At 59.1% G+C, this 24,887-nt stretch carries 23 protein-coding genes and 1 pseudogene; 10 read left to right on the forward strand and 14 right to left on the reverse strand.

The features are described 5' to 3' along the window. Nucleotides 1-183: 183 nt before the first annotated feature. The 3 genes from ACZ1HM_RS07935 to ACZ1HM_RS07945 form a co-directional block, all read right to left on the reverse strand. The gene (locus tag ACZ1HM_RS07935) at nt 184-402 is read right to left on the reverse strand and encodes a helix-turn-helix domain-containing protein (RefSeq protein ID WP_472742301.1); all 219 of its coding nucleotides are present in this window, start codon (nt 400-402) and stop codon (nt 184-186) included. A 355-nt stretch (nt 403-757) separates the two neighbouring features. Next, a complete protein-coding gene (locus ACZ1HM_RS07940; RefSeq protein WP_472742302.1) occupies nt 758-1,948 on the reverse strand; it encodes a tyrosine-type recombinase/integrase in 1,191 nt (396 codons plus the stop codon). A 282-nt stretch (nt 1,949-2,230) separates the two neighbouring features. Continuing rightward, the gene (locus ACZ1HM_RS07945) at nt 2,231-2,515 is read right to left on the reverse strand and encodes a DUF6476 family protein (protein ID WP_472742303.1); all 285 of its coding nucleotides are present in this window, start codon (nt 2,513-2,515) and stop codon (nt 2,231-2,233) included. Between ACZ1HM_RS07945 and ACZ1HM_RS07950 the strand changes: the two genes are divergently transcribed. The 3 genes from ACZ1HM_RS07950 (at nt 2,514) to ACZ1HM_RS07960 (ending at nt 4,951) form a co-directional block, all read left to right on the forward strand. Next, on the forward strand, nt 2,514-3,536 hold the full coding sequence (locus tag ACZ1HM_RS07950; RefSeq protein ID WP_472742304.1) for an RluA family pseudouridine synthase: 1,023 nt from the start codon (nt 2,514-2,516) through the stop codon (nt 3,534-3,536). The two genes, ACZ1HM_RS07945 and ACZ1HM_RS07950, sit on opposite strands and share 2 nt — an antisense overlap. 179 nt (nt 3,537-3,715) lie before the next feature. Continuing rightward, entirely contained in the window at nt 3,716-4,612 is an 897-nt protein-coding gene (rpoH, locus tag ACZ1HM_RS07955) for an RNA polymerase sigma factor RpoH (protein ID WP_472742305.1), read from the forward strand. A gap of 69 nt (nt 4,613-4,681) precedes the next feature. Further along, complete coding sequence (locus tag ACZ1HM_RS07960) at nt 4,682-4,951, forward strand: DksA/TraR family C4-type zinc finger protein (RefSeq protein WP_472742306.1); 270 nt, start codon at nt 4,682-4,684, stop codon at nt 4,949-4,951. 187 nt (nt 4,952-5,138) lie between these two features. Here the strand turns inward: ACZ1HM_RS07960 and ACZ1HM_RS07965 are convergent, their stop codons facing one another. From ACZ1HM_RS07965 to ACZ1HM_RS07990, 6 genes are all read right to left on the reverse strand, one after another. Then, nucleotides 5,139-5,759 (reverse strand): PAS domain-containing protein, encoded by a 621-nt coding sequence (locus ACZ1HM_RS07965; RefSeq protein WP_472742307.1) that lies wholly within the window; start codon nt 5,757-5,759, stop codon nt 5,139-5,141. A 90-nt stretch (nt 5,760-5,849) separates the two neighbouring features. Beyond that, complete coding sequence (locus tag ACZ1HM_RS07970) at nt 5,850-7,670, reverse strand: M3 family oligoendopeptidase (protein WP_472742308.1); 1,821 nt, start codon at nt 7,668-7,670, stop codon at nt 5,850-5,852. Nucleotides 7,671-7,760: 90 nt separating this feature from the next. Further along, nucleotides 7,761-9,359 carry an ATP-dependent DNA ligase gene (locus ACZ1HM_RS07975; RefSeq protein ID WP_472742309.1) on the reverse strand — a complete coding sequence of 533 codons (1,599 nt, stop codon included), beginning with the start codon at nt 9,357-9,359 and terminating at the stop codon, nt 7,761-7,763. Then, nucleotides 9,356-10,369, reverse strand: coding sequence for a ligase-associated DNA damage response exonuclease (locus ACZ1HM_RS07980; protein WP_472742310.1), 1,014 nt, complete (start codon nt 10,367-10,369; stop codon nt 9,356-9,358). Before ACZ1HM_RS07980 ends, ACZ1HM_RS07975 begins: the two co-directional genes overlap by 4 nt. 39 nt (nt 10,370-10,408) lie before the next feature. Further along, the gene (locus tag ACZ1HM_RS07985) at nt 10,409-11,221 is read right to left on the reverse strand and encodes an alpha/beta fold hydrolase (protein ID WP_472742311.1); all 813 of its coding nucleotides are present in this window, start codon (nt 11,219-11,221) and stop codon (nt 10,409-10,411) included. Between the two features lie 133 nt (nt 11,222-11,354). Further along, a complete protein-coding gene (locus tag ACZ1HM_RS07990) occupies nt 11,355-11,645 on the reverse strand; it encodes an SCP2 sterol-binding domain-containing protein (RefSeq protein WP_472742312.1) in 291 nt (96 codons plus the stop codon). A gap of 74 nt (nt 11,646-11,719) precedes the next feature. On the opposite strand from ACZ1HM_RS07990, the gene ACZ1HM_RS07995 reads away from it, so the two are divergent. The 5 genes and pseudogenes from ACZ1HM_RS07995 to ACZ1HM_RS08015 all read left to right on the forward strand — a co-directional run bounded on the left by ACZ1HM_RS07995 (nt 11,720) and on the right by ACZ1HM_RS08015 (nt 16,706). After that, a complete protein-coding gene (locus ACZ1HM_RS07995) occupies nt 11,720-12,277 on the forward strand; it encodes a tetratricopeptide repeat protein (RefSeq protein WP_472742313.1) in 558 nt (185 codons plus the stop codon). A gap of 12 nt (nt 12,278-12,289) precedes the next feature. Further along, a pseudogene (locus ACZ1HM_RS08000) lies at nt 12,290-15,107 on the forward strand (helicase-related protein). Then, nucleotides 15,108-15,494 (forward strand): RNA-binding S4 domain-containing protein, encoded by a 387-nt coding sequence (locus tag ACZ1HM_RS08005; RefSeq protein WP_472742314.1) that lies wholly within the window; start codon nt 15,108-15,110, stop codon nt 15,492-15,494. It begins immediately after the preceding pseudogene. Nucleotides 15,495-15,544: 50 nt separating this feature from the next. Further along, nucleotides 15,545-15,883 (forward strand): ferredoxin FdxA, encoded by a 339-nt coding sequence (gene fdxA / locus ACZ1HM_RS08010; RefSeq protein ID WP_472742315.1) that lies wholly within the window; start codon nt 15,545-15,547, stop codon nt 15,881-15,883. 310 nt (nt 15,884-16,193) lie between these two features. Continuing rightward, the gene (locus ACZ1HM_RS08015) at nt 16,194-16,706 is read left to right on the forward strand and encodes a CarD family transcriptional regulator (protein WP_472742316.1); all 513 of its coding nucleotides are present in this window, start codon (nt 16,194-16,196) and stop codon (nt 16,704-16,706) included. 73 nt (nt 16,707-16,779) lie between these two features. On the opposite strand, the gene ACZ1HM_RS08020 is transcribed toward ACZ1HM_RS08015, so the two are convergent. Beyond that, nucleotides 16,780-17,562 (reverse strand): adenosylcobinamide-GDP ribazoletransferase, encoded by a 783-nt coding sequence (locus ACZ1HM_RS08020; protein WP_472742317.1) that lies wholly within the window; start codon nt 17,560-17,562, stop codon nt 16,780-16,782. A gap of 80 nt (nt 17,563-17,642) precedes the next feature. Between ACZ1HM_RS08020 and cobT the strand changes: the two genes are divergently transcribed. Next, entirely contained in the window at nt 17,643-18,656 is a 1,014-nt protein-coding gene (gene cobT, locus ACZ1HM_RS08025; RefSeq protein ID WP_472742318.1) for a nicotinate-nucleotide--dimethylbenzimidazole phosphoribosyltransferase, read from the forward strand. Between the two features lie 24 nt (nt 18,657-18,680). Here cobT and ACZ1HM_RS08030 read toward each other — a convergent pair whose 3' ends face one another. Beyond that, nucleotides 18,681-20,597, reverse strand: coding sequence for a cation:proton antiporter domain-containing protein (locus ACZ1HM_RS08030; protein WP_472742319.1), 1,917 nt, complete (start codon nt 20,595-20,597; stop codon nt 18,681-18,683). Between the two features lie 30 nt (nt 20,598-20,627). Next, nucleotides 20,628-21,083, reverse strand: coding sequence for an Lrp/AsnC family transcriptional regulator (locus ACZ1HM_RS08035; protein WP_472742320.1), 456 nt, complete (start codon nt 21,081-21,083; stop codon nt 20,628-20,630). A gap of 146 nt (nt 21,084-21,229) precedes the next feature. On the opposite strand from ACZ1HM_RS08035, the gene hppD reads away from it, so the two are divergent. Next, nucleotides 21,230-22,327 (forward strand): 4-hydroxyphenylpyruvate dioxygenase, encoded by a 1,098-nt coding sequence (gene hppD / locus ACZ1HM_RS08040; protein WP_472742321.1) that lies wholly within the window; start codon nt 21,230-21,232, stop codon nt 22,325-22,327. Between the two features lie 51 nt (nt 22,328-22,378). Here hppD and ACZ1HM_RS08045 read toward each other — a convergent pair whose 3' ends face one another. Both ACZ1HM_RS08045 and ACZ1HM_RS08050 read right to left on the reverse strand, forming a co-directional pair. Then, entirely contained in the window at nt 22,379-23,779 is a 1,401-nt protein-coding gene (locus tag ACZ1HM_RS08045; protein ID WP_472742322.1) for a hypothetical protein, read from the reverse strand. Nucleotides 23,780-23,814: 35 nt separating this feature from the next. Further along, nucleotides 23,815-24,822, reverse strand: coding sequence for a hypothetical protein (locus ACZ1HM_RS08050; protein ID WP_472742323.1), 1,008 nt, complete (start codon nt 24,820-24,822; stop codon nt 23,815-23,817). Nucleotides 24,823-24,887: the final 65 nt, after the last annotated feature.

The raw sequence follows: 24,887 nt of genomic DNA on the forward strand, positions 1-24,887 counted from the left end.
GCACCTCAAGATCTAGTGTGCGTTTGCTTCTGGGGATACTAGCCCTTGCAGTGGAGCTTGGGAGATTGTATGAAATTGACACTGTCACACCGTGTTTGGTTGTTCATCGTTTTTCCTTTCGTGGTGTGGTGTTCGAAGGATTGAAGGGTAAGAGCTCGTGGCGCTCTTACCATTTTTCCTTTTTCAGGCGGCGGCCTCTGATGCCGCGACGTGCGCGTCAAGCCAGCGATCAACCTCAGCAATTTCGATCACAGTGCGCCGTCCGATCTTTGTGAACTTGAGGCGACCTGCCTCGGCCTCTGTATAGAGCTTGCTGCGTCCGACCCCGGCGTAGACCGTGGCCTCTTTGAGTGACATGAACCGGCGCAGAGGCGCGGCAGCTGTTTCATTTGATGTAGTCATATTCTGGCCTCCTTCGGCATTTGTTGATGTCCATCATCGCTGGCACAGGTGGCTTGCGCCTGTCACGTAAAAAATTAACTTTAAGATATTGTAATTATTGTAGAAAATATAATTTCTAATATGGGTGAGTGTAACAGTCAGGATCTCGTGAACCGGCATTTTCAGATGTAATTCATGTATTTGCTGCCCTAAGCTCACCTCCTGCACGCAATGAGCACTCATGGCGTCGTTGCGTGTTACGCCTTGCAACTTTTTTCGGTCAAGTGCCGGCACGGAAAAACTCATGCAAAACAGTAACTCACAGTTAGGTTCTCATGGAACATGTAAGCCTGAAAACGAATCATTTTGGGGGCGTTTAGCCGGCGTGCAGGTTCGTGACGTTCGAGCCGGCATCCGCTCTGGGGGCTACATGGTCAGCCCATGACCGCATGACCCCGCGACGGACATCAAGCAGATCAGAGCGCTGATAACCGCGCGCCACACGATTGCCGACCACATGGGCGAGGACTGTCTCACCAACCTCAAACGAGATCCCTTCGTCTGCCAGCCATGAGCGCAATGACGACCGGAATCCGTGCGGCCTGGCTTCCATATCCCTGCGGCGCATGAACATAGATAGCGACATGTCTGATAGCGGTCTGCCTGCGCGGCCTGTGAATAGCAGTCCATCACCCTGGGCCTTGGCAAGCTCGATCACCTCCAAAGCCTGATCGGACAGGGGCACGCGGAAGTCACTCACCTTGCCCTCTCGGCCCTTCATGAATTTGCTGGGGATTGTCCATGTGTCGCCGTCGATCTGATCAACGTGGCAATTCCGAACTGAGCCGGATCTTGTGCCCGTTAGGATCAACATCCGCAGGCACAGCTCCACTGCGCTTTCGCCCAAAGACGCATAGAAGTCTGGAACCTCACGCCAATCCAAGGCCGGTATGTGTTCTTTGCTACTAGGCTGTGCGCCCAACAGGAGCTTTGCCCTGCGGATGGTCTGGCGTGTCACATCCAACCCGCCGGCCTCTGCGAAGTCGAATACCGCGGCCAGTCTGTTGATCGCTTTTTCTGCTGTCACTGCCTTGCTCAACCATATAGGCCGCAACGCCTTCACGATGTCATCAGTCGTTATGTCCTCAATCGGTATCTCGCCCAGCTTGGGCAGCACGTGGATGCGCAGTGGTGAAGCCCACCGGGAGCCCTCGCCACCGTTTCTGAGCTGGGGCTTGAGCGCCTCGAACTTGAGTTCCACCCATCTGCTTACGGTGTGCTTTGCCGACAGATCCGCCTCTACCTCTTGTTTCTTCTTCTCTGCGCGTGGGTCTTTGCCGTTTTTCAGCACATGCACCCAATGGTCACGCTGCTTGCGGGCTTCGGCCAGTGTGGTGGAGGGGTAGGAACCGAGGCCCATGACCTGCCGCTCACCCCGAAGGGAGAAACGGATATACCAGCGGCCTGACTCTTTGCCCTCTTTGCGCAGATACAGCAAACCACCATCAGACAGCGTTCCCGCCTTGGCGTTTTTGATGGCTGTGTCTGTCAGCTTGTTGCGTGCCATTGCTTCTCAAAATCCTGTAGACCACTCTGTCGACCATTCAGTAGACCATTTGGTCGACGCTGCAGGCGGACGCTCTAGGGCGTATATGGACGATGAATGCGAAAATATCAATACAGGCTTGGCGTTGGCGGATGCATATGGACAGCGGCAAACACGTGTTCTGTGCCAGGAGGTGGTACCACTCTTCCCCTTATATCAATGTTTGCGTGCAGACCGGCCCTAGGCTACCTGAAATCAACGATTTCAACGTGCTGCGCGGTCCAGTGCGATGGGCACCGGCCCCTAATCAATCGCGATGGTCTGGCGCAGCGCCCCTGTGAGCCTGTCATAGATCAGGATTTCGTTGTCCGACGTCACCACCGCAAACCAATCAGACCCTTGGGTAAATGCCGTGGCGGTCACGCCTTGGGGCAGGGTGATTTGATCTGGCAAAGGCGGCGCACTTGCATTCAGGCGGGTGACAAGCAGGCCAATGACCACTATCACGCCTGCAATCATCACCACGGTCAGCACCGTGACCAACCGCCGCAAAAACCGCAGGTTTGCTGGTTCTACTGGGTCGTCCATGTCCACACACCGCATTTCATTCGTTCTGGGGGAAGATCCACCGTCGCGCCTTGATAAGGCGCTGGCCCGAGATGTGCCAGAGGCGGCGAACCTGTCGCGCACCCGGTTGGGTAAATTGATCGAACAAGGTGCCGTCAGTGTTGCCGGTGCTGTTCAACAAGATCCGCGCGCCAAGGTGGCCGAAGGCGCGATCGTGGAGATTACCGTCGCTGCCGCAGCAGAGAGCCACATTGAGGCGGAGAGCATCCCGCTTGATGTGGTGTTTGAAGACGATGATCTGATCGTTGTGAACAAGCCTGCCGGCATGGTGGTCCACCCCGCACCCGGCACGCCTGCTGGCACTTTGGTGAACGCGCTGATGGCGCATTGTGGTGATCAGCTTTCTGGCGTGGGGGGCATGAAACGTCCGGGCATCGTGCACCGGATTGATAAGGAAACCAGCGGGTTGTTGGTTGCGGCCAAATCGGATGCGGCCCATCACGGGCTAGCGGCCCAGTTCGAAAAGCACACTGTTGAACGGTATTACAAAGCCTTGGTGTACGGTGTGCCAGATGCCAATGATCCGCGCTTGCGCGAGGTGCGAGGGGCCTCGTTTGAGGCCGGCAATATCCTAAAGCTGACCACCCAACTGGCGCGGCACAAGACAGACCGACAGCGGCAGGCGGTTCTGTTTCAGGGCGGCCGGCATGCTGTGACGCGGGCGCGCACGGTGGAGGCCTTTGGCACACCGCCTGTGCTGGCGCTGATGGAATGCTGGCTTGAGACGGGGCGCACCCACCAGATCAGGGTGCATATGGCCCATGCAGGCCACGGATTGGTGGGCGATCCCACCTATGGCGGGCGTCGGAAGTTGGCCAAATCGGCAGTGTCCGAGGCCGCCGCAACAGCCCTGCGCGCCTTTGATCGGCAAGCGTTGCATGCGGCGGTTTTGGGTTTTGAGCACCCGGTGAGCAAGGAAAACGTTCGTTTTGAAGCGCAATTGCCGCAGGACATGTCAGATTTGCTGGAAATTCTGCGCTGATTTGCGATTGAAACCTTGAGCACATGGCCGTGACAGCACGGTAATATAACTTCTGCTTCATACATCTTGTGCCAATATTAAGAAAATCACCAAGCGTATCTTGAAACGCTTCTTAGGCATCACCATTTGCATGTTAACGCTATAAACATATCGCGTTCTTGCAGGGAAAGGGGACACAGATGGCCAACTATGCAAATTTGCCGGCACCAACGCCGGAGGGTGGTCTCAACCGCTATATGCAGGAGATCCGCAAGTTTCCGCTTTTGGAGCCGGAAGAAGAATACATGCTCGCCAAACGTTGGGTGGAAGAGCAGGACACGCAGGCCGCGCATAAGATGGTGACATCCCATCTGCGACTGGCTGCCAAGATCGCCATGGGCTACCGCGGCTATGGTCTGCCGCAGGCGGAGGTTATCTCAGAGGCCAACGTCGGTTTGATGCAGGCGGTCAAGCGGTTTGACCCGGAAAAAGGCTTTCGTCTGGCGACCTATGCAATGTGGTGGATCCGGGCGTCCATTCAGGAATACATCCTACGCTCATGGAGCTTGGTGAAACTGGGCACGACCTCCGGTCAGAAGAAGCTGTTTTTCAACCTGCGGAAAGCCAAAAACAAGATTGGCGCGCTGGAAGAGGGCGATTTGCGTCCCGAAAACGTCAAGCGGATTGCAACGGATCTGGGCGTCACAGAAGCAGAAGTGATTTCCATGAACCGGCGCATGTCGGGGGGTGATGCGTCTTTGAACGCGCAAGTGGGCTCTGACGGCGAAAGCGCCATGCAGTGGCAGGACTGGTTGGAAGACGAAGATGCCGACCAGGCGGGTGACTATGAAAAGCGTGATGAGCTTGAGACACGCCGCGACATGTTGGCCAGTGCCATGGATGTGCTGAACGACCGCGAACGCGATATCCTGACACAGCGCCGGCTGAGCGATGAGACGATCACTTTGGAAGACCTCAGCGAGAAATATGGGGTCAGCCGCGAACGGATCCGCCAGATTGAGGTGCGGGCGTTTGAAAAGCTGCAAAAGCGCATGCGTGACCTTGCCCGCGAAAAAGGCATGCTCGTCTCAGCCTAAGCGCTGCTGAATTGACAACGATAGAACCCTGCCTGCATCCTCAGGCAGGGTTTTTCTATGGAGGGTGATATGGCCGGGGGATGGGCAAAAGACGGCGCGGTGAGCGAACAGATTGAGGCCTCCATCACGGATGAGCTGGCCCGGCTAAAGGCCCGCAAACAGCCTGTCGGCGAAAGCCTGACCCATTGCGCCGAGTGTGATGAGCCGATCCCCGAAGCGCGCCGAAAGGCGGTGCCGGGGGTGAAGCTGTGCATCGAGTGTATGCAAGAGCGTGACGCGCAATTTCAGGCGCGCGGCGGTATCAACCGCCGGGGATCAAAGGACAGTCAGTTGAAATAACGGCCCGGCCGGATGGTAGTGGCGGGGGGCAGGGAGGTGCCCGCCTGAGCAGAAGGGGCCAGCAATAGTGCGCAGGCGTCGCAGTAGAACTGCCCAGCCCGTGATCACCCGGTGTCACCGCTAATCCAAGGTCTGGCCGCATCTCTATGATCAGCTACGGTGCCAGGGACTGCATTCTCTCCACCCCTTACCGTTGGGTGGTTTCCGCACAATCCTCAATCAGCTTGGCCCATTGCGAATTCTGCTTTGCCAGTATCTTGATCTCATCCGCCACCACCGCAAAGCCTTTGCCTGCCTCGCCTGAGCGGGCCGCCTCAACGCCCGCGTTGATCGCCAGCATGCTGAGTTTGCGGGTGGAGGTGGCAATTTCGCGGCTGAGCTCGATGATTTTGGTGTTTGTCTCCAACATGGTGTCGTTCACCTCTTGGATGCTCTTGCTCAGATCCCTTTCGGCCATCGCAGACACCACCATGCCTTGCAGATGGACCAGTTCATCGCCGTCAAAGATGGCTGATCCCCGTTCGCGCACCGGGATGGAGGAGCCGTCGCGGTGGCGAATGTGGTAAAAGACATCCCAAGCCTCATTGGCCGCAATGGCCGCGTCGACTTCGGCAAAGACCCGTTCGACATCGTCTTTTTCCGTCAAACCGACGTAAGACACATCGCGGTTGCCGATGATCTGATCAACGTTGTAGCCGGTGATGGCCGCAACGCCCCCTTCCATATACTGCATGGTATAGGCGTCGTCGTTTTTGCATTGGTAGATAAAGGCATCAATGGACGCAAAAATACTCTCGAATACCTTCACAGGCGCGCTCCAACTGCTGACGTCAGAGCGCTAGCGCAATTTGCTTAACCGCCTGTGAATGTATTCCTCTGCCGCGCAGGAACAGCGGCATCAGTCCTCCATCGCTTCCAATTCATCGATGAAGCCGGAAATCATGCTGAGCCCCTTGTCCCAGAACGCGGGATCTGAGGCATCCAGACCGAAGGGGGCAAGCAGTTCCTTATGATGCTTGGAGCCACCGGCCTTGAGCATGTCGAAATACTTCTCCTCAAACCCAGCCTCGCCTTCGGCGTAAACCGCATAGAGCGCGTTCACCAGGCCATCACCAAAGGCGTAGGCATAGACGTAGAAGGGCGAGTGTACGAAGTGCGGGATGTAGGCCCAGAAGGTTTCATAGCCGTCCATGAACTCAAACGCGGGCCCAAGCGACTCCGCCTGAACAGACATCCAAAGCGCGTTGATGTCATCTGGCGTCAGCTCGCCATTGCGGCGCGCGGCGTGGAGTTTGCATTCAAAGTCGTAAAACGCAATCTGGCGGACCACGGTGTTGATCATGTCCTCCACCTTGCCGGCAAGCATCACTTTGCGTTCGGTCGCACTTTTGGCCCCATCGAGCATTTTGCGGAACGTCAGCATTTCGCCAAAGACGCTGGCGGTTTCAGCGAGCGTGAGCGGGGTTGAAGACAGCATCTCACCCTGACCTGCGGCCAGCACCTGATGCACGCCGTGCCCCAGCTCATGGGCCAGGGTCATCACATCGCGGGGTTTGCCCAGGTAGTTCAGCATCACATATGGATGCACGTCGGTGACGGTGGGATGGGCAAAGGCCCCCGGTGCTTTGCCCGGCTTCACCGCCGCGTCAATCCAGCCTTTGCGGAAGAACGGCATCGCCAATTCGCCCATGCGCGGGTCAAAGGCGTTATAGGCATCCAAAACGATCTGCTCAGCTTCACCCCAGTTGACCAAACGGGGGTCTTCCATCGGTAGGGGGGCATTGCGGTCCCAGACCTGCATCTTGTCCAGACCCAGCCATTTGCGCTTTAGCTCATAATAGCGGTGCGACAGCTTGGGATAGGCACCCACCACCGCGTTGCGCAGCGCCTCAACCACCTCAGGTTCCACCTGGTTTGACAGATGGCGGCCGGTCTGGGCGGTTTCCATGCCACGCCAGCGGTCTAGTATCTCTTTTTCCTTGGCTTGGGTGTTGTGCACGCGTGCGAATGTTTTGATATTGCTCTCAAAAACCTCAGCCAAACTGCGCGCACCCGCTTCGCGCTTGGCGCGGTCTGGATCGGTCAGCAGGTTCAACGTGCCTTCGATGCCCAGCGTCTCACCTTCCACGTCAAATGTCAGCCCGGCGATGGTTTCGTCAAACATCCGCTCCCAGGCGTCGCCGACGACGCCCAGATCATGCAAGAACTTCTCAAGCTCATCAGAAAGTTGATAGGGCTTCATCGCCCGGATGCGGTCAAAAATCGGCTTATAACGCGCAAGGTCCGTGTTTTCACCCAGCAGTCCGACCAGATGATCATCCGGTAGCTTGTTCAGCTCCAGCGTGAAAAACACCAAAGGCGTGGTGAAGTTCGTGATCTTTTCCTGCATGTCGGACATGAACTTGGCCCGGCCCGGATCCGTGGTCAGCTGGTAATACCGCAGGCCTGCAAAGGACATGATGCGCCCTGCAATCTGGTTGATTTTCTCATTGCGCAACACGCAATCCAGCAAACCACCGGCATCCAGCGTGTCCAATTTGCCTTCGTAATCAGCCGCAAAATCAGCGCAGGCTTTTTCAAGCCAATCCAGATCGCGCTTGAGTTCGGTGGCGTCTTCCCCGGTGTAGAGATCGCTAAGATCCCATTCAGGCAGATCGCCAAGGTTCTTGTCGCCGGAGGCGGCGTTGGCGTCGCGGACGGGGAAGGGGAGTTGGAGCATTACAGTACCTCTTTGCATTTGCCTTTAGGTAGGCGCGGCAACGGCGAAGGGCAAGCGGTTCAGCGGCCAAGCGGCGGCATCACTTAGGCATCAGCCATATTGGCGCAGCATCTCCATCAGATCATCAAGCGTGTTGGCCTCTTGCAGCGGTTTGTCCTGACGCCAGCGTTTCATCCGTGGAAAGCGCAGGGCAACGCCGGATTTGTGCCGTTTGGAGGCCTGTATGCCCTCAAAGGCGATTTCAAACACGTGATGCGGTGTCACCTGGCGGACGGGGCCAAAGCGTTGTTGGGTGTTTTTCTTCACCCAAGCGGTAATTTCGCGAAACTCTTTGTCGGTCAGGCCAGAGTAGGCCTTGGTGAAGGGAACCAGATCATTGCCGTTCCAAACCGCAAAGGTGAAATCCGTGAAAAGATTGGCCCGGCGGCCCGATCCGGACTGCGCATAGATCATCACCGCGTCGATGGTCAGCGGGTCCAGTTTCCATTTCCACCAGTCCCCCTTTTTCCGGCCCGCCAAATAGGGGCTGTCGGCCCGTTTCAGCATCAACCCTTCGGCATGCGCCTCTCGGGCGGTGCTGCGCAGGTGGGCAAGCGTTTGCCAGTCGTCAAACGCCAGTTGCGGCGACAGGCGCACAGGCGCTTCGAGGGGCAGATCAGCGCAGGCCGCTTCCAGCTGGGCGCGCCGCTGGGCGAAAGGCTGGCCGCGCAGGTCTTGGCCCTGCCATTCCAGAAGATCGTAGGCATGCAGAACAACGGGGGCTTCTGCCAAAAGCTTTTTGGGGACCGTTTTGCGCCCGATGCGCGGTTGCAGCGCGTTAAAGGAACCCGGTTGCGCCGCACCCGCAGGCCAGACCAACAGTTCGCCGTCCAGCACCGTGCCGCCAGGCAGATGGTCAATGGCGCGGGCCAGTTCGGGAAAACGCGCTGTCATCAACTCTTCGCCGCGCGACCAGACATAATACTGACCGTTCCGCAAAATAAGCTGGCCGCGGATGCCGTCCCACTTCCACTCCGCGCGCCAAGCCTCTGGGCTGCCTAGGGTTTCCGGGTTATCCTCAAGCCCGTAGGCCAGATAAAACGGATAGGGTCGCGACGCATCTGCGCCGGTATTTTCGGCCTCAATCAAGCTGTGCCAGCTGACGCTATCGGGATGCCAGTTGCCCATCAGACGATGCGCAAGCTCAGCCTCTGGTTTGCCTGTCGTCTTGGACAGGGCGCGCGTCATCAGTTTTTGGCTGATGCCGACGCGAAAGCCGCCGGTGATCAGTTTGTTGAACAAAAACCGCTCTGTCCCCGCAAGGCTGCGCCAGGAGGCCAGAACAAAGTCCTTGCGCGCGGGTTCATCCACATCTGCCAATGCACGCAAGGCATTGATCCAATGGGAAAGCGGGCGATCATCCACAGCGTCGCTTGTCGGCAAAACAAGCGAGATGGTTTCAGCCAGATCGCCCACGATGGCATAGCTGTCTTCAAAGAGCCAAAGCTGAATGCCGGCCACTTCCGCCGCCCATTCGCGCAGTTTTGTCGTCGTCACCGCGCGTTTTGGCCGCCGTCTTGAGAAAAGCGCGATGGTCCACAGCTTGTCCGTCTCATTTGCATCGGCGAAATACTCAGCCAAAGCAGAGACTTTCACCGTGGTCTTGGTGCTTTGATCTATGGCCTCAAAAAGCTGCGCAAATCGTTTCATGACTGCGCCTCCTGATCGAGGGTTTCGCCTTCGAATTGGGTGGGGATAACTTGGGCGTTCCAGCCGTTTTCATTAAGATACCGGGTGAATATATCGGTGTAACCATGCGTGACATATATGTTTTCTGCACCCGTTAGTGTGATGGCCTCCAGCAGCCCCGACCAATCCGCATGGTCTGAGATCACAAAACCCCGGTCGCCTGCGCGCCGCCGCCGGATGCCGCGCACTGCCATCCACCCGGATGCAAATGCGGTCTCTTGCGGGCCAAACTTGCGCGCCCATGCGCTGCCCATCGCCGAGGGTGGCGTAACGACGATGGCCCCAGGATGCGCCTTGTGGTCAAAATCACCCGCCGCTTTGAGGGTTGCGGGAAACTGCAGGCCCTGGGCGCGCAGCACCTCATTGGTGTTTTCAACCGCCGTATGTGTCACAATGGGGCCGATGTCTGGGTCCAGCATGCTGATCAGCCGTTGCGCTTTGCCCAAGGCGTAAGCCCCTAAAAACGCTGTCTTTCCTGCCGCAGCACAGGCGGCCCACCAGGTGTTGATATCACGCCCGACATCCGCCTGAGGGGCCCAGCGGAACACCGGCAGGCCAAAGGTGCTTTCTGTCACGAAATGGTGGCAGGGCACTGGCTCAAAGGGTTCTGACAGCCCATCGTTAACGACTTTGTAATCTCCGGAGACGACAAAGACTTCGCCCTTCACCTCCACCCGGATCTGCGCAGATCCGGGCACATGCCCCGCCGGATGAAAGGAAACCTGCGCGCTGCCGATCTGGCGGACTTCTCCAAAAGCGATCGTTTCGGCCAAGATATCCCCAAGACGGTGCCGCATAACCGGCAATGCCTGATCTGTGGCCAGATATGTCCCCATGCCCCAGCGCGCGTGATCGGCGTGGCCATGGGTGATAAGCGCACGCTCAACCGGGCGCCACGGATCGATGTAGAAATCGCCAGCAGGGCAATAGATGCCTTTTTCGGTGAAAGTGAGAACAGGTTCGCGTGTCATAGGGCTCAAGTTAACCCAACACGGTGAATGTCAAAGCGGTTAGCTTGTGACTGTGCCCAAGAACAGCTTTTGGATGCCATCAAGGACGGGGGCGCGCATGTCGGCGCTTTCCATCAGCACTTCATGTTCACCGCCCTGAACCACTTCAAGCTGTCCGCCCGTCCAACTGTCCATTCGCTCATGAATAGGTGGCGTGCTGACGATGCGTTCGTTGCTGCCCAACCAGGTTGCCGCAGGCAGGTTCGGCGCGGCGCGTTGCGCCAAATGTTGTGTTTCTGCAAAGGCTTCGCGCAACCAGGTAAAGCTGGGCCCGCCCAGCGACAGCTCCGGATGGGCCTGCAACTGCTGTTGCATCATCTCCCACATCGCGCGGTCCTTGGTCAGCATGTTGTCCTCGAAAGGATCGTTCAGCACGTAAGGCGCGCGGCTGGTGCCGGGCGGCAGGCTTAGGCCTTTGCCGATTTTGGGCATCAGATGCGCCATAAGGGTCGCGATGGGCCGCAAGTGTGGTTTGACATAAATGCCCCACATCGGCCCGGTGAAGGCCGCCGCCTGAACGCCCAACCCTTCCATTACGGCACGCAGGCCGATGCAGCCCCCCATTGAGTGGGCCAGCAAGAAATAAGGCCGCGGCAAGCTCAGCGCGCGCGCGGCACGCATCATCGCGGCGACGTCCTTTTGGTAATCCGAAAAGCTTTCAACATGGCCCAGCAGCGGATCATCCGTCAGCCTGTCCGCCAGGCCTTGGCCGCGCCAATCCACCGCAATGGTGGCAAGACCGCGTTCCGCCAGATCCCCGGCGGTAACGCCATATTTTTCAATGTACTCCGTCCGCCCAGGGAAAAGCAACACCGTGCCCTTGGCCCCCGCAAGCGGCCAGTGGCCAACCCGAATTCGTTTGCCGTCAGATGTGACAGCCCAATGGGCCTGCCCCCCTCGGGGCCAGGTGCCACATCCGTGTAGAAAGGGGCTGGCTCCAGCTCCATCAGGCCAGGACGGTCGCCAATTTCATGGCCATGCCCATGTCGCCGTCAACTTTCAGCTTGCCCGTCATGAAGGCAGAGGTCGGGTTTGTTTCACCTGACATGATTTCCTGGAACGTATCGGCGGCTGCGGACAAGGTGACATCCGCCTCATCGTCGGACGCGCGCGCGCCGGATGCGTCGATGATCACAGCGCCCTCGCCTTCGATGTCGAACTTGGCAGAGCCGTCAAAATCTGCGCCGCCCAGCTTTTCATTCAGTGCTGCCACAGCTGCATTCACAATATCGCTCATGTTGTACCCTTTTTGGCTAAATGGCCCCGGCACATCTGGTAAAGTAGCGGCAGCCTGTTACATTCACATTTGTTATGCGCATCTTGACCGTCAACCTCAAACGTCACCTTACGGCAGTTGCAACGTTGGTGTTGCTGTCCGGCACGGTTTCAGCCCAATCCACGCTGCCTGATCTGCTGGAACGGCTGCAAAATGCAACCGGTGCTGAGGCTGCGCGCGTGGCCGCTGAGATTGAGCTTGAATGGTCGAAATCGGGCTCTGCCTCAATGGATCTGCTGCTGCGCCAGGGGCGTGAGGCGATGGAGGAGGGCGCTTACGGCCTGGCCATCGAACATCTGACCGCGCTCACCGATCACGCGCCAGCCTTCGCCGAAGGCTATCACGCGCGGGCGGAGGCGTATTTTCGCGCCGATCTTTACGGCCCCGCCCTTGATGATCTGCAAACCACCCTGGCGCTTAACCCTGATCACTTCGACGCCATCTTTGGCCTGGCGGTCATGATGCAAGAGTTTGGAGACCTGCCGCGCGCAGCTGAGCTTTACCGCAAGGTTCTGGCCCTGCATCCCAACCATGAAAACGCAGCCAAGGCGCTGGAGCGCCTTAAGCGTGACGGCATCGGCCGCGAGCTTTGATCGGGGACCAGAGTGTCAAACGAGCGTCGGGTTGTGGCCGTCTTAGGCCCGACCAACACAGGTAAAACCACCTACGCGATTGAACGCATGCTGGGGCACCGGACCGGCATCATTGGCTTGCCGCTAAGGCTGTTGGCGCGAGAAGTCTATGACCGGATCGTCGCACTGCGGGGGCCTTCGGTTGTGGCGCTGGTCACGGGCGAAGAACGGATCGTGCCGCCGCGCACCCAGTATTGGGTTTGCACGGTTGAGGCGATGCCGGAGGGGATGGGCGTTGATTTTCTTGCTGTGGATGAGATCCAGCTTTGCGCAGACCCCGAACGCGGCCATGTGTTTACCGACCGTTTGTTGCGGGCAAGGGGCCTGCATGAGACGAACTTTTGGGCTCAGACACCATGCGGGGCACCATCGCGGCACTGATCCCCGGCGTGCAATTCGTCAAACGCGAGCGCATGTCAGAGCTTGTCTATGCGGGCCAGAAAAAGATCAGCCGGATGCGGCCCCGCAGCGCGATTGTCGGGTTTTCGGTGGAAAACGTCTATGCCATCGCAGAGCTGATCCGTCGCCAAAAGGGCGGGGCGGCCGTGGTGATGGGCGCGCTCAGCCCGCGCACCCGCAACGCCCAGGTCGATATGTACCAAAACGGAGAGGTGGATTACCTGGTGGCCACGGATGCCATCGGGATGGGGCTGAACCTTGATGTGGACCACGTCGCCTTCTCTGCCCTGAGCAAATTTGATGGCCGCCGGATGCGCCCCCTGGCTCCGAATGAGCTGGCCCAGATTGCAGGCCGGGCGGGGCGCGGGATGAAAAGCGGCACCTTTGGCGTGACCGGCGATGCGCCATCCTTGGATGACGGTGTGGCGCGCGCCATCATGGATCACAGCTTTACCCCACAGAACAAGATCAACTGGCGCAATCACGCGCTGCAGTTTGGCTCCATCGACCGGTTGATTGCGACGCTGGAGGAAAAGCCAGACGATGAACGCCTCGTGCGCGCACGCGAAGCGGATGATCTGCGCGCCCTGAAAGCTTTGGGGCAGGTGGATGAGGTCTTTGCCCGCTGCTCTGATGGGCCATCGGTGAAACTGCTGTGGGATGTGTGCCGCGTGCCTGATTTTCGCGGCATCAGCCACGCAGAGCATGCCCAGTTATTAGAGCGTATTTTCAACGATTTGCATGAGCGCGGGCGCATCCCGGATGATTGGCTGGCCCGTCAAATCAAGCGCATCGACCGTACTGATGGCGACATTGATGCGCTGTCAAAGCGCTTGGCGTTTATCCGCACATGGACCTATGTGGCGCAACGCAAAGGGTGGACGCAGGACGAAAGCCATTGGCGTGGGGCCACGCGTGTCGTAGAAGACCGCCTATCAGATGCCCTGCATGAGCGTTTGACGCAAAGATTTGTAGACCGGCGCACCTCAGTTTTGTTGCGCCGGCTAGGACAGAAGGAAGCCATGGTGGCCGAAGTAAACGATACCGGTGAAGTGACTGTAGAAGGTGAATTTGTAGGCAAGCTGGATGGTTTCCGGTTCCGTGCTGACAAAGGTGCCGGCGGGGCAGAAGAGAAAACGATCAAATCAGCGGCGCTTCAGGCGCTTGCACCGCAGTTCCATTTGCGCGCAGACCGTTTTTACAATGCGCCTGATACAGAGATCGACTTTACCGAACAGGGTGGATTGATGTGGGGCACCGCTGCGGTGGGCAAATTGGTCGCGGGCCAGGATGCGCTCAAGCCGCAGGTTGAGGTTTTCGTGGACGATGTGGCCGGACCAGAGGTTGCGCAGAAGGTGCAGCGCCGGTTGCAGCACTTTATCGACCGCAAGATTGCAGCGCTCTTTGAGCCGCTTTTGGCCCTGTCCAAGGACGAAGAGCTGACCGGGTTGGCGCGCGGCTTTGCCTTTCAAATGGTCGAAGCCTTTGGCGTTTTGCCGCGCGCGGTGGTTGCTGATGACGTGAAATCGCTTGATCAGGATGCCCGGGGTGCGCTGCGCAAACATGGCATTCGTTTTGGCCAGTTCACCATCTTTATGCCGCTCCTGCTTAAGCCCGCGCCGACGCGGTTGCGTTTGGTTTTGTGGTCGCTTTCCAAAGGCTTGTCAGAGTTTCCTGAAGCACCTCCACCCGGCTTGGTCACCATTCCGGTGGAACAAGGCGCACCTGACGGGTCCGACACCATGTCGGGCTACCGCAACGCAGGCACGCGTGCGATCCGGATTGATATGCTAGAGCGTTTGGCCGACATGCTGCGGGCCGAGGACTCTCGTGGAGGATTTGAGGCCAAGGCCGATATGCTGTCCATCACCGGCATGACGCTGGAGCAGTTTGCCGACCTGATGGGCGGGCTGGGATACAGCGCTGAAAAAGGCGAACGCGTGAAGGCGAAAGCCGCAGCAGAGCCGGCACAAGCCGCGCCAGAGGCGCAAGCCGATGCGCCGGATGCAGCCCCTGACGCAGAGACGCCAGCTGACGCAGAGGCAGCAGCCCCAGAGGCAGAAGCGGCCCCAGCGGCCGAGGCACCTGCCGAGGCGGCCCCGACCGAGCCTGCGGCATCAGGAGACACAGGCGCAGAGGACGCCCCTGAGATGGAGGTTTTCTTTACCTTCACCTGGGGCCGTCAGCCGCGTGGCAACCAAAACCAGCGTCGCGGTGACAAGCCCCGTGGCAAAGGCAAGCCGCAGGGCAAGGGCCGCAAAGGCGGTGGTCCGCGCGGCGATAAGGGTGGCAAGGCGCAGAACTTCTCAGCCCGTCCACCAAAAAGGAAAAGCAGATTGATCCTGACAACCCCTTCGCCGCCGCGCTCATGGGGTTGAAGGACAACAAGTAAGTGTCTGAGGCGGCTGCGAAACTGCGCGTGGACAAATGGTTGTGGCACGCGCGGTTTTTCAAAACCCGGTCCTTGGCGGCAAGCAAAGTCAAAACCGGTGCCGTCAGGGTGAACGGCAATTTGACCCACAAGCCGTCGAGCATGGTGGCCCCAGGTGATGTGCTGACCTTTGCCCAGGGCGATCATATTCGCGTGATCCAGATAGATGTCTTGGGCGAACGGCGGGGACCCGCGCCCGAGGCGCAGGCGTTATACACCGATTTGTCCCCGCCAAAGCCCAAAGAAAAGAACATCACCACGCCAAACCCCGCCTTTGAAGGAAAAGGGCGCCCAACCAAGAAGGATCGTCGCAGTCTTGATCTTTCTAAGGCGCGCCATCTTGATTGATGGCTCTGGCTGATTTAGCTAACCGTCAATCAAAGCTGACAGAGTTTCTCATGACCTACATCGTCAACGACGCCTGCATCGCCTGCAAATACACCGACTGCGTCGAGGTATGCCCCGTAGATTGCTTTTACGAAGGCGAGAACATGCTGGTTATTCACCCCGATGAATGCATCGACTGTGGCGTCTGCGAACCCGAATGCCCAGCGGATGCGATCCGACCTGATACTGAGCCGGACATGGAAAAGTGGGTTGAATTTAATCGCAAGTATTCAGAGCTTTGGCCGGTGATCATCACCAAGAAAGACCCACTGCCCGATGCCGAAGAACGTGATGGCGAAGCAGGCAAGCTGGAGAAGTATTTTTCAGAAGCGCCGGGTGAAGGCGGCTGATTCGGCCCCCTCAGCGGCGTGATTGGCTGCGGCATGCTGGCTAACATGTTGATGTTTAAGGGGTTATCCCCGCTCAGAACGCTCACAGCTTTTGAGTCGGCTATTTTTGTGATATACTTCGTCTCAATGAGGAACGATTACACGGTCAGATCACGCCGCAACGCGATTTTCGCACGCGGCGTTTGTTGACTCTACCACCCAAACCAAGCGCAGCTGACGCACTGAGATGTCCGTTGGCGTGCGTTTTTTGCGCTCTTTGAGCGTGTGACAGACTGAATTGCGGGGGATCCCGCGCCATAGGAGCCAGTACATGAGTAAGTCGAAGAAGCTTGATTTCCGTCCCAATGAGTTTGTTGTCTATCCAGCCCACGGCGTTGGTCAGATCGTCTCCATTGAGGAACAGGAAGTCGCCGGCATTTCGCTGGAGCTGTTCGTCATCGCTTTTGAGAAAGATAAGATGACGTTGCGTGTGCCAACGCACAAAGCAACAGAGATTGGCATGCGTGCCTTGTCATCCCCTGACGTGATCAACCACGCCATGAAGACGCTGAAAGGCAAGGCCAAGGTCAAGCGGGCCATGTGGTCACGCCGTGCCCAGGAATATGAACAAAAGATCAACTCTGGGGATCTGATTGCGATTGCCGAAGTGGTGCGCGACCTGCACCGCACGGATGATCAGCGTGAACAAAGCTATTCTGAACGCCAGCTCTATGAAGCCGCGTTGGAACGTCTGACACGTGAAGTTGCTGCTGTGAGCGGTGGCGATGAACTGGCCGCGGCCAAGCAGGTGGGCGACGTGCTGGAAAGCCGTATCGCCGCCTAAGGCGACGGCCATGTGACCTGCAAAGCGCAATTTGAATACACATAAGCGCCGTCTCTTTCATGAGGCGGCGTTTTTACGTCAGCGTGGCAGCACTGACCATCAGCACTGAAATTTCAACAAGCTGCTGCGTCGCGCCCAAGACATCGCCGGTTTGACCGCCGATTTTTGCACGCGCGATGGCCATCCATCCGGCTGTAACCGCTGTCACAACAAAAACGCATGCAACGGGTGCCGGAACCCATACAAATACCGCGACAAGGCCCAGACCAACAGCGAGCCAAGCCGCTTTGGAGGGCGGTGCCCCGGTCATATGCGACAGCCCCGATTGCCGGGCGTTGCCCAGATGGGTCATCACAACGGCCATCGCGGCCCGCGACAGGATGGCAGCGCCCAAGATGGCAAGGCCCGCTTGCGCGTTGAGCAACAGGGTGATGGCGGACCACCTCAGCCCAAAGGATCCAATCAGGGCAATCACCCCGTAGGTGCCGATCTGGCTGTCTTTCATGATCTCCAGACGTCTTTCAGCTGTCCAGCCGCCCCAAAACCCATCGGCGCAATCTGCAAAACCGTCCTCATGCATCGCGCCCGTGATCACGGTGCCCGACAGCAGCGCCAGCAAGGCGGCGATCCCGGTGGAAAGGCCCAGCCACACCGCGATGCTTGCCACCGCTAAAACAATCACCCCAACCGCCAGCCCGGTGACCGGATAGGCCCAGGCCGCATGGCCCGCAGGGCGCGTGGTGGTGTCGGGAAAGGCGGAGGCTGGCAGGGGCAGGCGGGTCAGCAACCCCAGGCTCAGCGCGATGTCTGACAGGCGGGGCGCGAACGCAGATCGCGTCATGTCGTTTCCGGTCATCTTTCTGCCCCTCCGGCTCTTTCGATGGTGCGATGCAGTCGCTAGACAGGGGCATCACGAACCAGAGCTAGAGCATGCCCATGACCCAAGAATTTGCAACCCTGTCCGAATTTCGCGCGGTCCTGGCCTCTCAGCCCGGTGCCGATCAAGAGGTGCTTGCGGCGGCGGCAGATCACAACATGCAGCTGACCAAACCCCCCGGTGCCTTGGGCCGGCTAGAAGACCTTGCGCTTTGGTATCGCAGTTGGCGGGGCGGCGAGAACGCCGAGATTTCTACGCCGCAAGTGATTGTATTTGCGGGCAACCACGGGGTTGCTGCGCGCGGGGTGTCGGCCTTTCCTGCCGAAGTGACAGAACAGATGGTCCTGAATTTCCAGCACGGCGGGGCGGCGATTAACCAGCTTGCGCGCAGCAGTGGGGCGACATTGGACGTTGTAGCATTGGATCTGGATCAGCCCACTGCCGATTTCACGCAAGAAACTGCAATGAGCGAAGCGGCGGTCATCGCCGCGCTGTCGGCAGGGTGGCAGGCGGTGAAGCCCGACGCAGACCTGTTGGTGGTGGGTGAGATGGGCATCGCCAACACAACATCCGCAGCCGCAATTGCCTGCGCGCTTTTGGGCGGCACGCCTGCCGAATGGACGGGGCGCGGCACCGGTGTGGATGACGCAGGGCTCGACGTTAAAACCCAAGTCGTGGCCGATGGTGTGGCCCGTCACAAAGATGCAGGCGATGGGCTGGCGATTTTGCAGTGCCTGGGCGGGCGCGAATTGGCCGCGATGGCCGGTGCCATGGCGCGGGCCCGCAGCCTGCGCATTCCGGTGATCCTGGATGGCTTCATCTGCTCAGCCGCGGCGCTCACGCTGGCCAAGACGCAGGACGGCGCGCTTGATCACGCCGTGGCAGGGCATCTGAGCCCTGAGGGCGGCCATGCACCGCTCTTGGCGGCCATGGGCAAAGAACCCTTGCTACAGCTGGGCATGCGCCTGGGAGAGGCCTCTGGTGCGGCGCTGGCGATTGCCGTGCTCAAAGGGGCGATGGCGTGCCACGCTGGCATGGCGACCTTTGCGCAAGCAGGGGTCAGCGACGGGTAAGAGGCCCTTGCACGTCAGCCGTTCTTAAGCGCGCTTTTTGTCGGTCTCGCTTTCCCGGTTCAGAAAGGCTGTCTCAAGGTCCTTCTGTAGCTCTTTGGCGCGCGCGACATAGGCGGGGTTATCTTTGGCGGCGACATCCGGTTTCCAGACCTCCGCCAGTTCGCGTACCGACATCCGGTCGTGATCGTAGAACAGCCGCTCCGCCTCATGCGCCTCATACTCAGACAGGCCAAGATTTTCCAAGACATAGCGGCCTGCGCGCAATGAGCTGTCGAACATTTCGCGGACGATGTCTGTCGCCCCGGCCTGATATTGGCGGTACACCTCTTGCCGGTCGCGGGCGCGGGCCACGATGTGCAAATCCGGCCTTTGCTTGCGCGCATATGAGATCAGGGCAACAGCAGATTTCGGATCGTCCAGCGCCACAACCAGCGTGCTGGCCTCATCCAGCCCCGCTTTGCGCAAGATGTCGGGGCGGGTGGGATCGCCCAGGAAGGCCTTGTAGCCAAAGCGCCGCATCACGGCGATGGTTTCGGGGTCGTGATCCAGAACAACTGTTTCAAATCCGCTGGCCTGCACCAGCCGGTTCACGATCTGACCAAACCGCCCCACGCCCGCAATGATCACCGGCCCTTCTTCGTCGATATCGTCCGCCTCAAGCGGTCCGCCGACGTCCTCCATGCGTTTGCTGATCAAATCATAGGTGATGAACAAAAGCGGCGTGATCAACATCGACAGCGCAATCACCAAAAGCAGCGTTTCAGCCACCGCATTTGGCATCACGCCGGTGGTGACAGAAAAGCTGACCAGCACGAACCCAAATTCGCCCGCTTGCGCCAGACTGAGCGCAAAAAGCCATTGGTCGCGGCCCTTAAGTTTGAAAATGCGGCCCAGAACGAACAGGATCAGACCTTTGACGATAATCACCAACAGCGCCATGCCGAGGATGATGATCGTGTCTGCAAAGAGCAGCTCAAAATTGATCCCGGCCCCCACCGTGATGAAGAACAGGCCAAGGAGCAGGCCTTTGAACGGCTCAAGGTCCGTCTCCAACTCATGCCGGAATTCAGAGCTGGCCAGCACGACGCCCGCTAGGAACGCGCCCAGGGCAGGGGAAAGCCCAACCAGGATCATCAGGAAAGAGATGCCTGTCACAATCAAAAGTGCCAGGGCGGTATACATCTCACGCAGGTGGGCCGAGTGGATGAACCGGAACACAGGGCGGGTAAAGAACACGCCGACGATGATGATGGAGGCGACGGCCCCCAATGTCACAAGGGTCACACCCCAGCCCGGTAGGCTTTCAATAAAGTGAAAGGCGGCCTCTGCCGCGGCCGGGCCATGGTGATCGCCGCCGCCATTGTGCGCATCAGCAACCGCTTCGCCATCTGTGGAAATGGAGCCATCGGGCAGCACGCCCGCCCCACTGGAAAAGGCCAACAGCGGCAGCAGCGCCAAGATCGGGATCACCGCGATGTCCTGCGTCAACAGCACAGAAAACACAGAGCGCCCGCCGCCCGTCTGCATCAGGTTCTTTTCCGACAGGGTCTGCAGCACAATCGCGGTTGAGGACAGCGCCAACGTCAGACCGATGGCCAGCGCCACGTTCCACGGCTGGTCATAGGCCATCGCAATGCCCATAAGCGCCAGCGTGGACAGGCCCACTTGCAACCCACCCAGGCCCACCAGTTTGTGCCGCATGTCCCACAGCGCGCGGGGCTCAAGCTCAAGCCCGATCAGGAACAGCATCATCACAACGCCGAATTCCGCAAAATGCTGCAGGTCCTTTGTCTCAGCCCCCACCAGGCCCAGAAGCGGGCCAATCAGAATGCCCGCCGCCAAGTATCCAAGAACGGACCCCAGCCCCAAGCGCGCAGCAATGGGCACCGCGATGACCGCTGCCGCGAGATAGATGCTGGCTTGGAACAAAAAACCTTCCATGAGGATCCTCTTATTAGGGCGTTGTTGGCGTTACGTTGGCAGTGGCCCGTCGCGCTTGAGCTGGTCCATGACGATTTGGCTGTGCACCCGCGATACGGCGGCATGGGGCAGGAGCACTTCGTGAATCAGCCGGTTCAAATGCGGTAGGTCCTCACAATAGACCCTCAGCAAATAATCCGCATCCCCTGTCATGGTCCAAGCGCTTACGATCTCTGCCCGGGTGCTTAAGAGCTGGGCAAAACTGCGCGAATGATCGGGGCCGTGCGTGCCAAGATGCACTTGGATAAAGCCCTGGACGTTCAAACCCAGCTTCAGCGGATCCAGCCGCGCAGTATAGCCGCTGATGTATCCATCCGCCTCCAACCGCTGCCGCCGCCGACCGGCCTGTGAGGCGGATAGGTTCAGCGTTTCACCCAGCTCATGCGCGGTGAGATGTGCGTTCTTCTGTAAGGCGGAAAGAAGCCTGAGATCGGTGTCATCCAGCATGGCGCGGCCTTTGAGCGTGTTTATGTTAATATGCGCGCAATCTACGCATATTTTCAATATTTCATGTAGGAGAATGCGCGGACAGCGCGGATGTCCGCTCATATCTTGGTAGGCAACAGAACATCAGCCGCAGCAAGAGGTATCACATGGGCCCGTTTCCGCATGACGCACCAAAGTCAAAGATCACATCAGACAACCCCGCAGGCACGGACGGGTTTGAATTTGTCGAATTCGCGAGCCCGAACCCCGAAGAACTGCGCACGCTTTTTGCGCGCATGGGTTATGCCCACGTGGCCAATCACAAAACCCAAGCCATTGAGCTGTGGCAGCAGGGCGATATCACCTATGTGCTGAACGCCGAACCCGACAGTTTCGCCGCCCGTTTCGTGCAAGAACATGGCCCCTGCGCGCCGTCCATGGGCTGGCGCGTCGCAGATGCACAGCAGGCGCTGGCGCAGGCTGTGGCGAAAGGCGCTGAGGAATATACGGGCGGTGGCAAAGTCCTGGATGTGCCTGCCATCAAGGGCATTGGCGGGTCGCTGGTCTATTTCGTTGATCAATACTATGACACCTCACCCTATAACTGGGAATACGACTGGATCGCCCAATCAAAACCCGCAGGCGTTGGGTTTTACTACCTCGATCACCTCACTCACAACGTGTTCAAAGGGAACATGGACGTGTGGTTCAAGTTTTACGGTGATCTCTTTAACTTCAAGGAAATCCGTTTCTTTGACATTTCTGGCAAATACACCGGGCTGACCTCACGTGCGTTGACCTCGCCCTGTGGGCGGATCCGTATCCCCATCAACGAAGACCGCGATGAGAAGGGGCAGATCGTGGCCTATCTGAAGAAATATAAAGGGGAAGGCATCCAGCACATCGCCGTGGGCGCGCGCGACATCTATGATGCGACAGATGCGATTGCGGAAAACGGGGTGAAGTTCATGCCTGGCCCGCCTGAGACCTACTACCAGATGAGCAAAGAACGCGTGGTAGGGCACGAAGAGCCGATTGAGCGGATGCAAAAGCACGGCATCCTGATTGACGGTGAAGGGGTCGTGGATGGCGGCGAAACGCGCATTCTGCTGCAGATTTTCTCAAAGACCGTCATTGGCCCGATCTTCTTTGAATTCATCGAACGCAAAGGCGACGATGGATTTGGCGAAGGCAACTTCAAAGCGCTGTTTGAAAGCATTGAGCAAGAGCAGATCGCCTCTGGTGAGTTGAAAGAAGCGTCCTAAGGCCCCAGTAAGGCTCAGAAAACGCCGCGGCATTTGCCTGCGGCGTTTTTTCTATCTGGGCATCCGCAACACCAGGTCACGGCCCCGTTTGGTGTAACGCAACTCACTGTCGCCGATGGCAGAGACCCGCCCGCCATCGATGCGGTCGCCCACAACCACTTTTTTGTAGCGCCCGTTTTCCAGCCGGACCAGCGCGCGCCGGTTGGAGGGCTTACCATAGACGCCAATCAGATTGATCTTGCGCAGGTTGATGGCATTCCGCACCGTTGCTTGTTTGGCAACGGAGGTCTTTGACGGGATCTTTGGTGTCACAGTGCGCGGGGCCACGGCGGCGGCACTTGCGACGCGCACTTCTTCTTGCGGGGCGGCGCGCTGCGCGCGTTTGACGATGCGGGCAAAGTTGCGTGGGCGCGGATCAGGGCGCAATGATGCGGCAATCGCCAGCTTTGTGGCGTTTTCCAGATCGGGTGTCGGGGCCAAGGCAAGGGCCACGGCACCGTCCGTGGCGATGGGTTCCGCCGCAACCGCTGCCGCGACTGCTGCCGCTTGCTCTTGCAGGGACTGGGGTCTCTCAACCGGGCGGAGACCAGCCAGCTCTGACCGGGTCAACCCGTCGAGCTGCGCGCGTTCGGTGTTTTCAACCAGATCAGCCGGACGCGGCTTGGGCCGTGCGGCAGCCAGAGCGGAGCGTATGGCCGTGTCTTGCGGCTCTGACTGGAACCGCGTTGGCGTGGCCGGTGGCACAGCCGGTGGGCGGCCAAGAAAGACCGTAAAGCCATCCGGGCTCAGCGCCCCTTGGGCGGTCGGAATGACCAGGCCTGCGCCGTCCAAAGCAAATTGCGTGCCCGCCGCTGCCGGTGACGTGACAAGCGCCAAGCTTGCGTCGGTTGTGAAGGTATCAATCGGTGGCAGGGCGATGGCGTCCGCGGCGGTGCTGACGGCGTCAATGCTGGTGACGTAAAGATCGTCGAGCGTAATCAGATCCGCAGGTTCCGGCGGCACCTGCGGGGCGCGCGGCCAAATGCCCGTCGCCGCGTATTGTGCGGCCAACTCTGCATCCGTCAGCTCTTGGGGGGGCAGGGGTTCGACGGGTTCGCGCAAGGCGTCCAACACCGCTGCATCCTCTTCGGTCAGCTCGGGACTTAGCGAGGCTGTCACAATCTCGGGCTGCGCAGGTGCTTCTTTTGGCAAAGGCAGATCTTTGGCCAACTCAGAGAATGTCACCTCAGGCTCACGCTCACCAAAGAGGCGCGAGAGCTTTACGCCGTCATCCAGGAAAACCGAAGCCCAGGCCGCAACACCGGCCAGGAAGACCAGCAATGCAGCCGTCAGGATCAGGCCCAGGAAACGAGGCTTGCCGCCAATCTCGCTTTTGCGGGCGCCGAAAATGGTCAACCGCTCTTGTTCTGAGACATCTGCGGGCCCGCCTGCTGTGGCAGGGGCGGCGATCACCTCAGCGGTGGCTGGTTCTTTGTTCCGGCGGCGGCTTAGGAAACCGGTCTTTGGCGCAGGGGGCGGCGGATCGGGCGGGGTGTCTGGCGCAAGCGAGCTGCTGTCAGGCTCAACCGCGATCTGGCTTGCCGTAACGCTGCCTGCCGCGATTTCAGGTTCACGCCGCGCGGGGGCTGGGGCTGCGACCTGGGGTGGTTTGGCTGCTGGCGGTGCGTCGCGTTTGACGCCGCCAAGCTGTGGTGCCTTGCTGCTGTCTTGGGACCGGCGGCTGGAAAAGCCAACCGGGGCTGCGGCCGCAGGCGCACTGGTGTCGGGCTGAGGGGCAGGGGGGCTGGTGCCGCCTGAACCGGCTCCGCCTTTTCAGGCGTTGCGGCACCTTTGGGTTTTTCGGCTTTGGGCGCATCCTGGCGTTCTGGCTCAGGGTCCGGCTTAGTGTCGGGCGCAGGTGCGGCGGCTCTTGGGGGTTCTTCGACGGGTGCAGGCGCTTCGTCTTCGACATCACCGATGACCACAACAGCGACGCCATCAGGCTCAACCGTTTCGCCGGACGGCAATGCGCCCTCCGCCCCTGATGCCAGCCCAAAAAATGGCGCGCCCAGATACCCTTCGTCTGCGGGCACGGCTGAAAAGCTGACGGGGTTGAACGCGTGTTCGGTGGCAAATCCTTCGGCTTCGGCAAGCGTTTCGCGCGCCACCGCAGCGATGTGGGTCTTGTCGCCCTCAGCGCTGATGTCAAAGGCAAGATCCTCAACCGCATAGGGCGTGGCCCCATCAAGCGCTGCGGCTGCCGCTGCATGGCGGTCCGCGGCATCCATGCCTGGCGTGTCAATCGTGAGGTATTTGATCTGCTCATTCGGCAGCAGCACATTGGTAAACACGGCCCCAGGGGCCAGTTTTTCGGCCTTGTCCCGCAGCCCCGTCAGCGCGGTTCCCAAATCCGCCGCGTCAAGCCCAACCTCGCCCACAGTGCGCCATCCCCCAGCGGCCCGGCGCAACAGCCGAATGCCTTCGAAAGAGAGAGAAAGGGCAAATCCTGGTTTCATGTCGTCGCATCAACACAAGGGCTAGGGGGCAGCCACTGCCACCTTTTCCTAGAACATAGCGCGGG

The organism is Sulfitobacter sp. GN1-4 (genome assembly GCF_055693825.1).

Bases quoted from the DNA above. Each gene is read 5' to 3' on its own strand.
- ACZ1HM_RS07945 (WP_472742303.1), bottom strand. From the start codon at position 2,515: ATGGACGACCCAGTAGAACCAGCAAACCTGCGGTTTTTGCGGCGGTTG.
- ACZ1HM_RS08015 (WP_472742316.1), top strand. From the start codon at position 16,194: ATGAGTAAGTCGAAGAAGCTTGATTTCCGTCCCAATGAGTTTGTTGTC.
- ACZ1HM_RS07980 (WP_472742310.1), bottom strand. From the start codon at position 10,369: ATGACACGCGAACCTGTTCTCACTTTCACCGAAAAAGGCATCTATTGC.
- rpoH (WP_472742305.1), top strand. From the start codon at position 3,716: ATGGCCAACTATGCAAATTTGCCGGCACCAACGCCGGAGGGTGGTCTC.
- ACZ1HM_RS08035 (WP_472742320.1), bottom strand. From the start codon at position 21,083: ATGCTGGATGACACCGATCTCAGGCTTCTTTCCGCCTTACAGAAGAAC.
- ACZ1HM_RS08050 (WP_472742323.1), bottom strand. From the start codon at position 24,822: ATGAAACCAGGATTTGCCCTTTCTCTCTCTTTCGAAGGCATTCGGCTG.
- ACZ1HM_RS07950 (WP_472742304.1), top strand. From the start codon at position 2,514: ATGTCCACACACCGCATTTCATTCGTTCTGGGGGAAGATCCACCGTCG.
- ACZ1HM_RS07960 (WP_472742306.1), top strand. From the start codon at position 4,682: ATGGCCGGGGGATGGGCAAAAGACGGCGCGGTGAGCGAACAGATTGAG.
- ACZ1HM_RS07990 (WP_472742312.1), bottom strand. From the start codon at position 11,645: ATGAGCGATATTGTGAATGCAGCTGTGGCAGCACTGAATGAAAAGCTG.
- cobT (WP_472742318.1), top strand. From the start codon at position 17,643: ATGACCCAAGAATTTGCAACCCTGTCCGAATTTCGCGCGGTCCTGGCC.
- ACZ1HM_RS07975 (WP_472742309.1), bottom strand. From the start codon at position 9,359: ATGAAACGATTTGCGCAGCTTTTTGAGGCCATAGATCAAAGCACCAAG.
- ACZ1HM_RS08030 (WP_472742319.1), bottom strand. From the start codon at position 20,597: ATGGAAGGTTTTTTGTTCCAAGCCAGCATCTATCTCGCGGCAGCGGTC.
- ACZ1HM_RS07970 (WP_472742308.1), bottom strand. From the start codon at position 7,670: ATGCTCCAACTCCCCTTCCCCGTCCGCGACGCCAACGCCGCCTCCGGC.
- ACZ1HM_RS07995 (WP_472742313.1), top strand. From the start codon at position 11,720: ATGCGCATCTTGACCGTCAACCTCAAACGTCACCTTACGGCAGTTGCA.
- ACZ1HM_RS07935 (WP_472742301.1), bottom strand. From the start codon at position 402: ATGACTACATCAAATGAAACAGCTGCCGCGCCTCTGCGCCGGTTCATG.
- ACZ1HM_RS08020 (WP_472742317.1), bottom strand. From the start codon at position 17,562: ATGACCGGAAACGACATGACGCGATCTGCGTTCGCGCCCCGCCTGTCA.
- fdxA (WP_472742315.1), top strand. From the start codon at position 15,545: ATGACCTACATCGTCAACGACGCCTGCATCGCCTGCAAATACACCGAC.
- ACZ1HM_RS07940 (WP_472742302.1), bottom strand. From the start codon at position 1,948: ATGGCACGCAACAAGCTGACAGACACAGCCATCAAAAACGCCAAGGCG.
- hppD (WP_472742321.1), top strand. From the start codon at position 21,230: ATGGGCCCGTTTCCGCATGACGCACCAAAGTCAAAGATCACATCAGAC.